This is a genomic window from Pseudomonas sp. 3MAES_34.3B (assembly GCF_058145875.1).
In genome coordinates this window covers 5,036,889-5,050,527 of record NZ_CM176960.1, presented here as the reverse complement: position 1 = coordinate 5,050,527, position 13,639 = coordinate 5,036,889, and the positions used below count along the sequence as shown (strand labels likewise).

Sequence of the window (13,639 nt, the reverse complement as noted above, 5' to 3'; positions counted from 1 at the left end):
CTCTTAATCCGTCAATAAGTCGCCGATTTTTTTATCAAGGCCTAACGCTCCTGCCCCGGAGAGCGTGAATACGCTTGCTATCCAGCCTACAGCTATCACAAGTACAAAAGCGGGCCCTGCCCCAATTCCCCCAATTGCTGTTACAGCAAGGCCTCCTGCATATATGCCTGCCGCTACGGCAGCAATATTGGCCGGCTGGCTGTAAGCTGACTTCCTATAAAACTCATCGAGTGTTGCCGAGCTTTTATAATCCAGATACGCCTGCGGCCCGACTGCCAACACAACCCCCGCGGTGCCACTCGAGGAATACTTCAGGAGACCTCTTGCTCCATCTGCAGCCAGCCAGGCCCGCCTGCTCAAGCCCCGCTTGGCTCCGTACACCGGAACGTTGACGACACCGGGCATTCGACGTTGATGGGTGTAGTACACGGATTCCGCCGTTGCAGGGATTTGAAAATGCAGTGCGCCCCGTAGCCACACCAGTTTTATCTTCCCCTTGCTGATCTTCTTTGCAGACCTGGCGCCTGCCTTGCCTCGCATATCTACCCAGTTCTTGAGCCGAGCCTTCTGGTTGGGCGGCAAGTCAAGCAAATCGGACACGGTTTTGTTTTGTGCCAAAGCGAGCGACATGTTGGAGAGGTTTACTACCGTTCCTGCAACGTTTGCTGGTGAAAATAGAAGTGGGCCAATTCCCTTTATGCTCTCGGCCATCTGCTGAACCTGTTTGAGTTCTTCCAGGCTTATATCAGCTGCGGCTGACATCTGCCTGAGCAGCCGCTGCAGCAGGCTCACTGATTCTTCCACCTCCCTCGCTGACATGGGCTCGTCGGATTTCAGCTGATGAATAATGAAAACGGCGGCGTTGTAGTCGCTGGTTGCGTAGAACTCACTTATATTGGGTGCGTTCGCCATTAGTCGGTTAGCGATATTTGCCGGCCATAATGGTTCGCCGGTACCAAGCAGTCCGTTTTGCCGAAGCGCGCCGCGCGGATTGGCGACCGTACAACGCGGATAGTTATCCATTCTGTATTCCGCTCCTTCTCCGCTTGGTAAAAATGCAACTGGATGTTTTCAAGATACCAACGCCTTCGCGCCAACTCATTAAGTGCCTTAGTGGCACACACACCGGCGGGCCAGGCAGGCAGGTTCGCAAGAAGATACGCGCCGAGCAGGCAACGTCAACCAATGAAATGTTCGAGGTTATACAGAATCATTCAGTGATATTTCCCACTTTCCTACAGCATGCCGGTGCGAGCGCCGAAAATACTGGTCTGTGCGGAAAGTGTGCGCCACGCTAAAGGTCAAAGTTAGAAACACTTTAATGCCTAGTAGAGGCTAATTAAGGCTCGGCCGTGCGGCGATGCAATGAGATAGGGGCGTTCGGAAAAGCCTGGCAACTTTTAGCCTGCTGCCCGTTCAAGTTCTTCGACGTTCCCGGGCCGACAACCCATACGGTATTCAGCCCCCGCATGAGGGGGCTACAAATCCCGCCAGAGCGAGTCGAATTCATCGTCGCGCCCTGTGCCGTCCGGGCTGGCAGGGCGGGCCGCAGGTTGGGCTACCTGTTCCGCGAAGCGGTACTCGAACTGGTTGAAGCTGCCGGTACTGGCGAGGCGCTTGAGCAGGCTGGCGCGGTTTTCGTCGCCGTTGGTGTTGAGCACAATCTTGTGGCCTTCCTGGAAGGGCAGGCGCGGCGCCAGCAGGGTGGCGGGTATGTCGATGGCGCGGATCTCCGGCAGTACCAGGCCGCGCAGGTATTCGCTGTGGGGGTCGTCGCCGCGCACCAGTTGCAGGCCGCAGGGCTGCGCGTGCGGGGCGATGAGCTCGATACCCATTTGGGTACCACCGTCGCGCACCTGGCGAATCCACCGAACCACGGCCACGCTCCAGCCCTGCGCGGGCGCATCCTGGATGCCCACCAATTCGCCCGCCTGCAGCTGCGAAGGTACTTCCTTGCGCCAGGCCAGGCAGTAACCGCCAGGGCTGTGGTTCACGATCTGCAAGCTGTAGGTGGGAAACTCCGGAGCTTGCCCCTGAGTGCCGACACGCTCGGGTTCGTATTCGATTTCCTCTACCGCCGGAACCTCCATCACCGGGCCCCACACGCCTTGCTTCCCCAGGGCGTTGAACTGCGCCGAGGTGGTGCTGCCGGGCAACCCGAGCTGCTCCCCGAACGTTCGCTCGCCGCCCAGGTAATAGTGCATGGCGCTCATGCCGATGCACACCGTAAGGTTTCCGTCCCCGGGCGTACGCTGGAACGTGCGCTCGGCCACGTTCCCCCAGGCAGCCGCCACATGTTGCAGTACATCGGTGCTAAAGCCGGGCGGCACCGCGAAGCGCGCCTGGGGGCGCTGTTCGATCGGCAGCGCCAGGTATTCCTTGATGTGATGAGCAAGCAGCGCGGTATCGAGCCCGAGCAACTGGCTCAACTCCGCCTCTTCGAACAGTGCCTTGTAGCGTGGCGGGCCGTCAGTGGCGGGCGCCACGGCAAACAGACTGCTGGCAGCGAGGGCCGGCTGCACCCGCGCGTACTGGCTCCAGCTCTCGAGCATCTCGGCCAGGCGCATGATTGCGGTCTGGCGCATCTGATTGCAGCGAGAGCTGCCCAGCAGCAGGGCGGCAACGTAGGTTTGCTCCGGCGTGAGCGCCTTGACGTTATGGGCCAGGCCGTCGGCTACCGAGGTGTGTTGAACCTTGTGCTCGCATGCTACCAGGTAAAGCTGATGCAGCTCGTGCCAAAGCCGCTCCGGCACCGGGCAATACAGCAGCGCGGCGCGCACCAGAGGCCCATATAAGCAGTGAAGCGCCCGCTGTACGGCAATGGCCAGGGCCGTGGAGTGTTCGCGGCCGGCCGAGGCCACGCGTACCACAATGATCTTGTAGCCAGCCGCGAGGTGGTTCTGCAGCGCCTGGCAGAGGTTCGCGACCTTGCGGGCGCGCTCGTCCAGTACGATGGCCTGGTTGAGGAAGTGCCGCTCCAGCTGCTTGCACACGTAATACACTTCGGGCCGCAGCAGTTCCAGCAGCTGCAAACGGTTTTCGCTGGGGGTAACCAGCTGATTGAGCTCGGCGAGGCCCTGGTACAGCAGCCGCGCCGTTTCGCCGATGTTCGCCTTCGGCAGCTCGGATATCCATCGCTTGAGGTCGCGCGGGTTCGCCTCGCAGAACGTTAACGTGTTCTGCGAGGGCGTAGGCGCGCGTAGCGAAAGATGGGGGCTGGGGCGAAGCATCCAGTGATTCCTGATCATCGTGCGAAGCGTGTGCGGCTTCGGCTCGGGAACGCATGGCCGTTGGCAGGCCGTCGTTTATCGGACTCTAACAGCATCCTGATTACGTCACACCCGCCGCAAAATACATCATTGGGCCACTGTCGGCATACCCAATACCTGGCCCATGCGTACAGGCGACACGGCTGCCAGGTGGTGACCCCAGGTCACCTGATCCGGGCCGAACAGCATGATCACGGTGGAACCCAGCTTGAAGCGCCCCATTTCCTCGCCCTTTTCCAGATGAATGGGGCCGCGCGCTGCTTCGTCATAACGCCAGCTTTTGAGCGCGCGCTTGGGCGGTGTTACCAGGCCTGCCCACACCGTCTCGATGGAGGCCACGATCATTGCGCCCACCAGCACCATCGCCATCGGCCCACGCTCGGTATCGAACAGGCACACCACGCGTTCATTGCGGGCGAACAGCTCGGGCACGTTTTCGGCAGTGGTCTGGTTCACCGAGAAGATCCGGCCCGGCACGTAGATCATTTCGCGCAGGGTGCCCGCCAAGGGCATGTGCACCCGATGGTAGTCACGCGGCGACAGGTAAACCGTGGCGAAGCTGCCCCCCATGAATTGCGCCGCGTGGGCAGGGTCGCCGCCCAGCAGCTCGAGCACACTGTAGCTGTGCCCCTTGGCCTGGAACACCCGGCCATGCTCGATGGGGCCCATCTGGCTGATGGCGCCGTCGGCCGGGGACAGGATAGCGCCGGGGGTAGGGTCCAGCGGGCGTGCGCCAGGCTTGAGGGCCCGGGTGAAGAAGGCGTTGAAGTGCTCGTAGGCGGTAATGTCTTCAACTTGCGCTTCGCTCATGTCCACGTTGAAGCGGCGAACGAACCAGCCGGTGAAGGCATTCTTGAGCCAGCGCGCCCGGCATTCCGCCACGCAGCCGGCCAACCTGGACAGCAGGTGGTGGGGCAGCAGGTATTGGGAAAGGATGAACAGCCGATCTTTCATGGATAACCCTTAAACGTCTACAGGGGTGTCGGGGTGGTTGCCCCATTCGCCCCAGGAACCGGCATAGGCTTTCACCCGGGGATAACCGAGTGCCTTGGCGGCGAGATAGGTGAAGCCGGACCGATGGTGGGTCTGGCAGTGGGTGATGATTTCCTTGTCCGGGGTGATGCCGAGGCGTTCAAGAACCTGCGCAAGGTCCTGACGCATGCGCAAGGCGCGTGTTGCGTCCATGCCGGCGGTCCACTCGAAGTTTACCGCGCCGGGGATGTGCCCTCCGCGCGCGGCAACCACTTTCTGCCCCGAGTACTCCAACGGCGCGCGGGCGTCCCAGATGGCGAGATCCGCAGCGCCCAGGCGGCTGCGCAGGTAGTCGAGCGTTGCGGTCGGCCCCTCGTGAAGGGTGAGGCTGACCTGCGTCTGGGCGGGCAAGGGCACGTCGGTGCTCAGCTCGCGGCCCTCGGCCTGCCACGCGAGCAGGCCACCGTCGAGGTAGTGATAACGGCTGTGGCCGATCACGTCCAGCAGCCAGATGAACCGTCCGGCCCAGCCACCGCCTTCGTCGTCGTACACCACGTACGTGATGTCCGAGCCGTGGCCCAGTTCGGCGAACAGTGCGTTGAGGCTGTCGAGGGAGGGCAGCAGGCCCGGTGCGGGCGGCTTGCCCAGTTGGGTGCGCGCCGGTGCCACGAACCGTGCGCCAGGAATATGCCCGGCGGCATAGCGTTCGGCGCTGGTAAGGTCGACCACGACCAGGCCGGGCACATTCAGCCGCGACGCCAGGTCGGCGGGTTCGATCACCAGCCCCAGGCCAGAGAAGTCAGCCATGCAAGCGTCCCCAAGAATTGACAGAAGGCCACGATTGTAGCGCAACCCTCAGCGGCTGCGGTTACTGAACACCGTCAGCGCCCGCTCGATGCATTGAGCCGTCTTGGTAAAGGCTTGCACACTGGTATCGGCCATGGGTAAGCCCCCCTGGTCGGCAAGCACCAGCATCAGTACGCGGTCGTGGCTGCTGATGGACCGCAGCAGCAAGTGCTCGCCACGGAACATCACGCGCAGGCTGGCCGGGATGAGCCGAGACAGCGAGGCATTGTTCTCCGGGGTGAGGCGTAGCTGCCCGGGCCGTTCCACCAATCGCTGCAACAGCGGCGCATGGGCAAGCACCATGCTCAAGTCAGCCGCCGCCTTGGGCAGGCCGAACACCTGGTGAACCCGCAGGTTGGCTTGTGCCTTGTCTACCATGAGCAGCGCAATGCGGCGCATGCCACACGCTTCCAGCGCCTGCATGGCAACGCCGGTAAGGTGCATGGCGTTGTTGAAGGGGCTTGGTTCTTCGAGCAGGGCCTGGCAATGCTGCCGCCAGAGAGCCAGCGCTTCCTGGGATGGGCCGGGGACCGGCAGCAGGCCCGCGTGCACCCGGCGTTCGTCGGGTGGCCATACCAGGGTGACCGCGGGGTGCCAAACGCCTTCGGCTGCATGGGTACGGGCGCTTTGTACGGCGAGCAGATGGGTCTGCTGTTGGGTCTGCTCAAGCGGGGCCTGAGTGTACAGCGCAAGCAGTTGCTGCCAGCGCGCCACATGCGGGGTGCCCCACCCCTGTTCGCATGCCAGGGCCAGGCCGTTGGCCAGCAGCACCGTATTGGCAGGCTGGTTCAGCCAGCGGTACAGCTCGGGGTTTGCATCCAGCTGATGCTGCTGGCGCAGCGGGTCTTCTTCGCGCGCGATCAGCATGGCTTTGGCCAATGAGCGGCGTTCCTGGGTAAGGGTGCGATAACCCTGGCGCACCCAGGCAGGCAGGCCCCAATAGTCAGCAAGTGCCTTGCACAGGTCCAGTACCCGCACGCCGAACAGCTCATGCTCTACTCGGGCGGCATCTTCGCCTTTGTGCAGCACACGCAGGTCCCACTCCTCGAACAGCTTTGGCTCGGTCATCGCCAAAGGCCACAGCGGAGCAAGGAACAGCAGGCTGCCCCAGTGAATTTCCTGCCACAGCCTGGCCAGCCGAGCGGCAAAAAAGCCGCTGGCTTGCTGCGTGGCGTGCTGGCTCACCAACTGCAGCTGGCGAAGCGGTAATGGAATGTCCGAGGGCTCCAGCGCGGGCACGCGGGTGAGCAGTTCTTCGGTGCGTTTAAGGCCGAGGCGGTTAAGCGCGATTTCGAGGCTTTCGGCAGGTTCCACCAGGCTGCCGCTGGCCTGCAGGTTGGCCTCGCGAATCACGTTCAAGGCGAGCGCCGGGCTGTTCTGCATGCATTCAGCGATATCGCGCAGCGAGCTGCGGCTGTCGCCGAGCACGGTACACACCCGCTGGTGGCTGTCCCGGGGTACTGGAATGCGGACGTTACCGAGCGATTTCACCCATGCGTCGATGTTCTGCTGCCGGACTGCTGACATAGAAGGCACTGCTCGCTCGAACTGGTTTTTGAGATTTATACGCAAAGTGCCTGCATTCGGCCATGCTGCGTCAATACTGCCTCAACAACGATGATTCACAATTCCTGAGCCGCGCGGGCCGCATCGTTTTTTCCGCGTCTGCCCTTCGCTTGATGACTTTTCGTACAAACCTCACGAATCGTCACTATAGTCTGGCGCAGTTCTGCCGATAGGTAGAAGCAGAGATTGAGACGGCCCCGCGCCAAGTTTTCCACGTTTCGAAGTGTTCCTGACCTATGGCTAAAATTATCGGCATGATCGTCGTGTTCGCGAGCGTACTCGGCGGATACGTCCTTTCCCACGGGCAAATCGCGGCCCTGATCCAGCCTTTCGAGGTGATGATCATTGGCGGCGCCTGCCTTGGCGCTTTCTTGCAGGCCAACCCCGGCTCGATGACCATGCACGTCCTCAAGAAATCCTTGAAGATGTTCAAGTCTCGTTTCACTCACGCCTTCTACCTTGAGGTGCTGGGCCTGGTCTACGAGATCCTCAACAAAAGCCGCCGTGAAGGCATGATGGCGATTGAAAGCGACATCGAAGATGCCGCGGCCAGCCCTATCTTCGCCAAGTACCCGGCGGTACTCAACGATGCCCGCATGACCGCGTTCATCTGCGATTACCTGCGCATCATGTCCTCGGGCAACATGGCTCCCCATGAGCTCGAAGGCTTGTTCGACATGGAACTGCTGAGCATGAAAGAAGAGCTCGAGCACCCGTCCCATGCGGTGCAAGGTATCGCCGACGGTTTGCCGGGCTTCGGTATCGTGGCAGCGGTGTTGGGGATCGTGGTGACCATGGCCTCGCTCGGCGACGGTGACAAGGCCGCCATCGGTGGCCACGTGGGCGCGGCGCTGGTCGGTACCTTCCTGGGTATTCTCGCGGCGTATGGTTTCTTCGGCCCGTTGTCCTCCACCCTGGCCCACGATGCCAAGGAAGAGATGAACGTGTTCGAGGCCATCAAGGCTTCGCTGGTGGCTTCGGCTTCCGGCATGCCGCCCACCCTGGCGGTGGAATTCGGGCGCAAGGTGCTTTACCCGGCACACCGTCCGAGCTTCGCAGAGCTGGAACAAGCAGTACGCGGTCGCTAAGCCATGGAAAATAATCAGCCGATCATCGTCAAGCGTGTAAAGCGCTTCGGCGCCGGGCACCACGGGGGTGCCTGGAAAATTGCCTTCGCCGACTTCGCGACCGCGATGATGGCCTTCTTTCTGGTGCTATGGCTGTTGTCCGAAGCCACGCCCGAGCAGAAGCTCGCCATTGCCGGTTACTTCAAGGACCCGATCGGCTTTACCGAAAGCGGCTCGCCTTATGTGATCGACCTTGGCGGGTCGCCACAACTGGCGCCGGACCACACGCTCAACCCGGAAACCAAGGACACGCCTCCGAGGCCCGAAGCACAGACTGACGTGAACCCGGAGCAGGCAGAGAACATCGCCGAGAAGGTCGAGAAAGACCGCCTCGAGCTGCTGTTGCAAGAATTGCAGAACAAGGTGGACGAAAATCCGCAACTGCAGAAATTCAAGGACCAGATTCTGTTCGAGATTACCCAGGACGGCCTGCGCATCCAGATCATGGACGCGGAGAACCGGCCGATGTTCGACCTTGGCAGTGCGCGGCTCAAGCCGTATTTCGAAGACATTTTGCTGGCGATGGCAGACACCATCAAGGAAGTACCGAACAAGGTCAGTATCAGCGGCCATACCGACGCCAAGCCCTACGCGGCCAGCGCGGACTTCGGCAACTGGGAGCTGTCGGCCAACCGTGCCAACGCGGCGCGCCGTGCCTTGGTCACAGGTGGCTACCCGGAGCCGCAGATTGCACGGGTGGTGGGTTATGGATCGTCTTCACTGTTCGATCGCAAGAACCCGTTGAACCCGGTGAACCGCCGTATCGACATCATTGTGCTGACCAAAAAGGCCCAGCGCGACATCGAAGGCGAGCAACCGGACGGCGACCAGGCTGCCCCGCCCGCCGCACCGGGCGCGCCGGCAGCAGCTCCGGGTACACCCGGGGCAGCGGCACCGGTCACTCCGCCAGCGGCACCCGCAGTAGCTGGGCAGAACCCTACGGTTCAACCGCGTGAACTGCGGGAGAAGCTCAACATCTTCGACAGCGGCGCGCTGAAGATGGAAGCGCCGGCGGGCAAGCAGCTGTAGGTCTGTTTCGCGAGCGTAGCCCGCGAAACAGTGTCACAACGATGGAGCGGTCGCTCAGTACCGCTCTTCAGGCAAGCTGGCGATAATAGCCCGGTAGCTGTGCATCCGCTGTGGGTGGATGCGCCCATCCTCCAGTGCCAACAACAGGGCGCAGCCGGGTTCCCGGTCATGCTTGCAGTCGCGGAAGCGGCAGCGGCCGAGCAGGCCGGCAAACTCGATAAAGCCTGCTTCCACATCGTCCCGGCTCACGTGCACCAGGCCGAACTCCCGGATGCCCGGCGAGTCGATCAGGTCGCCCCCCAACGGGAAATGGAACAGCTTGGCCGTGGTGGTAGTGTGGGTGCCTTGCCCGGACCAATCCGACAGCGCACCTACCCGTGCCTGAGCGTCGGGCAGCAGCGTGTTCACCAGCGAAGACTTGCCCACACCCGATTGCCCTACGAACACACTGGTGTGCCCTTTGAGCCGCTCTTTGAGCTGCTGCATGCCATCGCCTTCATGGGCGGACACCTCCAGCAACGGATAGCCCAGTTGCCGGTAGGCTTCGAGCAGGTCGTTGAGCTTGCCTTCGTTGTCGGCGTTGATCAGGTCAGCCTTGTTCAACAGCAACAACGGATGAATGCCCGCATGTTCAGCCGCTACCAGATAACGGTCGATCAGGTTTGCCTGAGGCTCCGGTGCCGGTGCGAACACGATCACGATCAGGTCGACGTTGGCGGCCACGGGCTTGAGCTGACCGCGGTGGTCGGGGCGGCAGAGCTCGGTGCTGCGCGGCAGTTGCGCCACAATTACGCCGATCCCTTGATTACCGGCGCGCCACACCACGCGGTCACCGGTCACCAGTGCTGGCAGGTTGGCGCGCAGGTGGCAGCGGAACACTTCGCCGACGTGCTCGCCCTGTTGCGCTTCCACTTCTACCTGCACGCCGTAGTGCGCAATGATCAGGCCGGTTTCTTCGGGCCCCAGATCTCCGCCCTCGAGCACTTCTACCGCCTGCGATTCCCGCTTGGCGGCCCTGTCAGCGCGTTCGTTCTGGATTTTATCGATGCGCCAGGCCTGGCGACGGTTCAGTTGGCGTTTGGCCATGGGATTCCTGAAAAAAGCGCCGTGGACAGGCGCGAAACAGCGGGGGATAGGTCAGGCGCAGGAGTCTAGCATGCGCCGGTAAGCTACACTTCGCAGTCTTGTCGAGGAGATTGCAATGCTTAACCCCACCAACCTGATCTGGATCGATCTGGAAATGACCGGGCTGGATCCGGACAACGACGTCATCATCGAAATGGCCACCATCGTGACCGACAGCCAGCTCAACACCTTGGCTGAAGGCCCCGTGATCGCCATTCACCACAGCGATGAAGTGTTGGCGCGCATGGACGAGTGGAACACCCGGCAACATGGCGGCTCGGGGCTGACCCAGCGCGTGCGTGACAGCAAGGTATCCATGGCCGAAGCCGAGGCCCAGACCCTTGCGTTCCTCGAACAATGGGTACCCAAGGGCAAATCCCCGATCTGTGGCAACAGCATCTGCCAGGACCGGCGCTTCCTCTACCGGCACATGCCGGCGCTGGAGGGCTACTTCCACTACCGCAACCTGGACGTGTCCACCCTCAAGATCCTCGCGGGGCTATGGGCACCTGACGTGCTCGGCAGCCTGAAGAAAGGCGGCAGCCACCTGGCATTGGACGACATTCGCGAATCCATCGCCGAGTTGCAGCACTACCGTCAGCACTTCATCAAGGCGTAACCGCAACCGTCTCGCCGTGGCGCCCGAGCGCCCATTCCACATGCTCGCGTACCAGTGCGGAGGGATGGCCCAGCCGGGCGCGCAAGGCCTCGATCACTGCGATAGTGGTGGGTGCATTGCCCAGCCCCACCGCCAGGTTACGCAGCCAGCGCTCGTAACCTGCGCGGCGCAGGGGCGAGCCTTCGGTATGCGATAGAAACGTTTGCTCGTCCCAGCGAAACAGCGCCGCCAGCTCTGCGTTGTCCAGGCCGTGGCGCGGGGTGAAATCCCCCTCGGTAGTAGGGCGGGCGAAGCGGTTCCAGGGGCACACCAGTTGGCAATCGTCGCAACCGAATACACGGTTGCCGATCAGCGGCCGCAGCGCCTCGGGGATCGACCCTTTGTACTCGATGGTGAGATAGGAAATGCACCGCCGCGCATCCAGCTGATACGGGCCGATGAAAGCATTGGTCGGGCAGATGTCCAGGCATGCATGGCATTTGCCGCAATGCTCGCTGGCCTGGGGCGGATCGGTCGGCAGCGGCAAATCCACGAACAGCTCGCCCAAAAAGAAGTAGCTGCCTGCCTTGCGGTTCAGCACAAGCGTGTTCTTGCCGATCCAGCCAAGGCCCGCCTGCTCGGCGATCGCTTTCTCCAGCACAGGCGCGCTGTCCACGAACGCCCGATAACCAAACGGCCCGATCACCGCACCGATACGTTCGGCCAACTGCTGCAGGCGTTTGCGTACAACCTTGTGGTAATCGCGGCCAAGGGCATAGCGGGAAATATAAGCCTTCTCGGGTTGTGCCAGGCGCTCGGCCATGCGGGTGTCGCCGGGCAAGTAATCCATTCGCACCGAAATAACCCGCAGCGTGCCAGGCACCAGCTCCTCGGGCCGCCACCGCTTGCTGCCGTGGGCGGCCATGTAGTCCATTTCACCGTGGTGCCCTGCGTCCAGCCAACGTTGCAGGTGCTGTTGGTGTTCGCCCAGGGAAAGGCCGCTGATGCCCACCTGCTGAAAGCCCAGCTCACGGCCCCAGTCCTTGATGGAGGAGGCAAGTTCGGTAAGGTCGAGAACGGCGGCGGACATGAAAAGGGGAAACCAAGGCTGGGGTGGGTATAATTCTGCCAGACATCCACGCTCATGGTTGAACGATGGCACAGGCTGATAACCCTTTACCCGACGTACTGTATACCGCCGCCCAGGTGCGAGACCTCGACGCACGGTTTATCGCCGCCGGCACCCCAGGCTTCGAACTCATGCAGCGCGCTGCCAACGCCTGCTGGCGCGCGCTATGCCTGCGCTGGCCCCATGCCGCGGAAGTCACCGTGCTGGCCGGGGCGGGCAATAACGGGGCAGATGGCTACCTGGTGGCGGCCCTTGCCCGGCGAGCCGGTTGGCGCGCTACCGTTTTTGCCCTGGCGCCCGCCGATAAACTCACCGGCGATGCCGCTGCGGCATTCGCCGAAGCTCAAGCCGCAGGTGTGCACTGTCAGCCATGGAGCAACGGCGCCACTTTGCGAGGCGTACTGGTCGATGCGCTGCTGGGCACCGGGCTGGGCCGGGAAGTGCAAGGCGTGTATGCCGAGGCCATCGAGGCGGTCAATACCAGCGGCCTGGGCGTACTGGCCGTGGATATACCGTCCGGCCTGAACGCCGATACCGGCCATGTAATGGGCACTGCGGTGCGCGCTGACCTTACGGTGACCTTCATTGCGCCCAAGCTGGGACTTTTTACCGGCGAAGCACCAACACTGGTGGGTTCGCTGGTATTTGATGACCTGAACGCCGATGCCTCGATACTCGCCCAAGTGAAGCCGCAGGCCAGGTTGCTCAAGCCCGGAGGCCTGCCCTTGCCGGCCCCGAGGGTGGCAACCGCGCACAAGGGGCAGTTTGGCCGGGTGCTCGTAATTGGCGGCGAACGGGGAACGGGCGGCGCCGCGATCATGGCGGCAGAGTCAGCCTTGCGCACCGGTGCCGGCATGGTTTCGCTCGCTACCCGTGAGGTGCACCTGGCGCCTGCATTAACCCGCTTGCCTGAAGTGATGACCGCAGCAGTCGATTCGGCCAACCAGTTGCCAGCCCTGATCAAGGCCGCTTCCGTGCTGGTGGTCGGGCCCGGGATGGGCACTGGCGCCTGGGGGCGCAGCCTGCTGTCGGTTGCAGCGTCCAGCCAAACGGCTCAGGTATGGGATGCCGATGCACTCAACCTGCTCAGTGAAGGCTTGGTGGCACTGCCCTCGGGTTCTGTGATCACGCCGCATCCCGGGGAGGCTGCACGGCTGCTAGGGATGAGCACGGCCGATGTGCAAGCCGATCGCCCTTCGGCGGCGAGGGCGTTGGCCCGTAAATACGGCAACGTTTGCGTGCTCAAGGGCGCCGGCAGCCTGATTGCCGACCCCGATGGCCGGCTCGCCCTCTGTGATCGCGGGCACCCTGCCATGGCCACCGCCGGTTTGGGTGATGTGCTATCTGGCGTGATCGGCGCGTTGCTGGCCCAGCATATGCCTGCGTTCGAGGCGGCGTGTCTTGGCGTGTGGCTGCACGCCAGCGCCGGCGAGCAGCAAGGCGCGCAAGGGCGAGGGCTGGCCGCCGTCGATCTGATTCCCGCCATTCGTCAGTTATTGGAAGAGGTTGCGCCATGCAAAGCCTGACACTATTCGTGCCTGATGAGGCAGCGATGACCGCATTGGGTGCGCGCCTGGCTCACGCCACAAAAGGGCGCGGTACCGTGTTCCTCGAGGGCGACCTGGGGGCTGGCAAAACCACCCTGTCGCGAGGCATCGTCCGTGGTTTCGGGCACACTGGCGCCGTCAAAAGCCCAACCTTCACGTTGGTGGAGCCGTACGAACTGGGCGACGTGGCGCTCTATCACTTCGACCTCTACCGCCTGGCAGATCCCGAAGAGCTTGAATTCATGGGGATTCGGGATTACTTCGAGGGCAACGCGCTGTGCCTGGTGGAATGGCCGGCAAAGGGTGAGGGCGTTTTGCCAAAGGCTGACCTGACCATTACCATAAGCGCCCATGAGCCCGGGCGCCGTCTTGAATTGCGCGCCGGCAGCTCGGTCGGTGAAACGTGGTTGGGCGCGCTGGCGCCTGGTTGA

At 62.5% G+C, this 13,639-nt stretch carries 12 protein-coding genes; 5 read left to right on the top strand and 7 right to left on the bottom strand.

The annotated features are described in order from the left end of the window. Positions 1-3: 3 nt before the first annotated feature. The 5 genes from AC3Z8Y_RS22685 to AC3Z8Y_RS22665 form a co-directional block, all read right to left on the bottom strand. On the bottom strand, positions 4-1,023 hold the full coding sequence (locus tag AC3Z8Y_RS22685; RefSeq protein ID WP_490087654.1) for a hypothetical protein: 1,020 nt from the start codon (positions 1,021-1,023) through the stop codon (positions 4-6). Between the two features lie 455 nt (positions 1,024-1,478). Continuing rightward, a complete protein-coding gene (locus AC3Z8Y_RS22680; protein ID WP_490087653.1) occupies positions 1,479-3,230 on the bottom strand; it encodes a cyclic-di-GMP receptor FimW-related protein in 1,752 nt (583 codons plus the stop codon). 126 nt (positions 3,231-3,356) lie between these two features. Beyond that, positions 3,357-4,223, bottom strand: coding sequence for an archaetidylserine decarboxylase (gene asd, locus AC3Z8Y_RS22675; protein WP_181110856.1), 867 nt, complete (start codon positions 4,221-4,223; stop codon positions 3,357-3,359). A 9-nt stretch (positions 4,224-4,232) separates the two neighbouring features. Continuing rightward, a complete protein-coding gene (locus AC3Z8Y_RS22670; RefSeq protein ID WP_490087652.1) occupies positions 4,233-5,048 on the bottom strand; it encodes a rhodanese-like domain-containing protein in 816 nt (271 codons plus the stop codon). A 48-nt stretch (positions 5,049-5,096) separates the two neighbouring features. After that, positions 5,097-6,614: an HDOD domain-containing protein gene (locus AC3Z8Y_RS22665; RefSeq protein ID WP_490087651.1), complete on the bottom strand. Its 1,518-nt coding sequence runs from the start codon at positions 6,612-6,614 to the stop codon at positions 5,097-5,099. Positions 6,615-6,889: 275 nt separating this feature from the next. On the opposite strand from AC3Z8Y_RS22665, the gene motA reads away from it, so the two are divergent. Beyond that, positions 6,890-7,741, top strand: a complete 852-nt coding sequence (motA, locus tag AC3Z8Y_RS22660) for a flagellar motor stator protein MotA (protein ID WP_181110853.1) — start codon at positions 6,890-6,892, stop codon at positions 7,739-7,741. Positions 7,742-7,744: 3 nt separating this feature from the next. Beyond that, entirely contained in the window at positions 7,745-8,809 is a 1,065-nt protein-coding gene (motB, locus tag AC3Z8Y_RS22655) for a flagellar motor protein MotB (RefSeq protein ID WP_490087650.1), read from the top strand. Between the two features lie 54 nt (positions 8,810-8,863). Here motB and rsgA read toward each other — a convergent pair whose 3' ends face one another. Beyond that, the gene (gene rsgA / locus AC3Z8Y_RS22650) at positions 8,864-9,895 is read right to left on the bottom strand and encodes a small ribosomal subunit biogenesis GTPase RsgA (RefSeq protein ID WP_490087649.1); all 1,032 of its coding nucleotides are present in this window, start codon (positions 9,893-9,895) and stop codon (positions 8,864-8,866) included. Positions 9,896-10,010: 115 nt separating this feature from the next. Here rsgA and orn point away from each other — a divergent pair, with 115 nt between their 5' ends. Then, positions 10,011-10,553, top strand: a complete 543-nt coding sequence (gene orn, locus AC3Z8Y_RS22645) for an oligoribonuclease (RefSeq protein ID WP_181110850.1) — start codon at positions 10,011-10,013, stop codon at positions 10,551-10,553. Here orn and queG read toward each other — a convergent pair. Then, positions 10,543-11,622 carry a tRNA epoxyqueuosine(34) reductase QueG gene (gene queG / locus AC3Z8Y_RS22640; protein WP_490087648.1) on the bottom strand — a complete coding sequence of 360 codons (1,080 nt, stop codon included), beginning with the start codon at positions 11,620-11,622 and terminating at the stop codon, positions 10,543-10,545. The two genes, orn and queG, sit on opposite strands and share 11 nt — an antisense overlap. Positions 11,623-11,687: 65 nt before the next feature. On the opposite strand from queG, the gene AC3Z8Y_RS22635 reads away from it, so the two are divergent. Beyond that, complete coding sequence (locus tag AC3Z8Y_RS22635) at positions 11,688-13,187, top strand: NAD(P)H-hydrate dehydratase (protein WP_490087647.1); 1,500 nt, start codon at positions 11,688-11,690, stop codon at positions 13,185-13,187. Next, positions 13,175-13,639, top strand: a complete 465-nt coding sequence (gene tsaE, locus AC3Z8Y_RS22630; protein WP_490087646.1) for a tRNA (adenosine(37)-N6)-threonylcarbamoyltransferase complex ATPase subunit type 1 TsaE — start codon at positions 13,175-13,177, stop codon at positions 13,637-13,639. The genes AC3Z8Y_RS22635 and tsaE overlap by 13 nt, the downstream gene beginning before the upstream one ends.

Bases quoted from the DNA above. Each gene is read 5' to 3' on its own strand.
- queG (WP_490087648.1), bottom strand. From the start codon at position 11,622: ATGTCCGCCGCCGTTCTCGACCTTACCGAACTTGCCTCCTCCATCAAG.
- AC3Z8Y_RS22680 (WP_490087653.1), bottom strand. From the start codon at position 3,230: ATGCTTCGCCCCAGCCCCCATCTTTCGCTACGCGCGCCTACGCCCTCG.
- orn (WP_181110850.1), top strand. From the start codon at position 10,011: ATGCTTAACCCCACCAACCTGATCTGGATCGATCTGGAAATGACCGGG.
- tsaE (WP_490087646.1), top strand. From the start codon at position 13,175: ATGCAAAGCCTGACACTATTCGTGCCTGATGAGGCAGCGATGACCGCA.
- asd (WP_181110856.1), bottom strand. From the start codon at position 4,223: ATGAAAGATCGGCTGTTCATCCTTTCCCAATACCTGCTGCCCCACCAC.
- AC3Z8Y_RS22670 (WP_490087652.1), bottom strand. From the start codon at position 5,048: ATGGCTGACTTCTCTGGCCTGGGGCTGGTGATCGAACCCGCCGACCTG.
- AC3Z8Y_RS22635 (WP_490087647.1), top strand. From the start codon at position 11,688: ATGGCACAGGCTGATAACCCTTTACCCGACGTACTGTATACCGCCGCC.
- AC3Z8Y_RS22685 (WP_490087654.1), bottom strand. From the start codon at position 1,023: ATGGATAACTATCCGCGTTGTACGGTCGCCAATCCGCGCGGCGCGCTT.
- motB (WP_490087650.1), top strand. From the start codon at position 7,745: ATGGAAAATAATCAGCCGATCATCGTCAAGCGTGTAAAGCGCTTCGGC.
- AC3Z8Y_RS22665 (WP_490087651.1), bottom strand. From the start codon at position 6,614: ATGTCAGCAGTCCGGCAGCAGAACATCGACGCATGGGTGAAATCGCTC.
- motA (WP_181110853.1), top strand. From the start codon at position 6,890: ATGGCTAAAATTATCGGCATGATCGTCGTGTTCGCGAGCGTACTCGGC.
- rsgA (WP_490087649.1), bottom strand. From the start codon at position 9,895: ATGGCCAAACGCCAACTGAACCGTCGCCAGGCCTGGCGCATCGATAAA.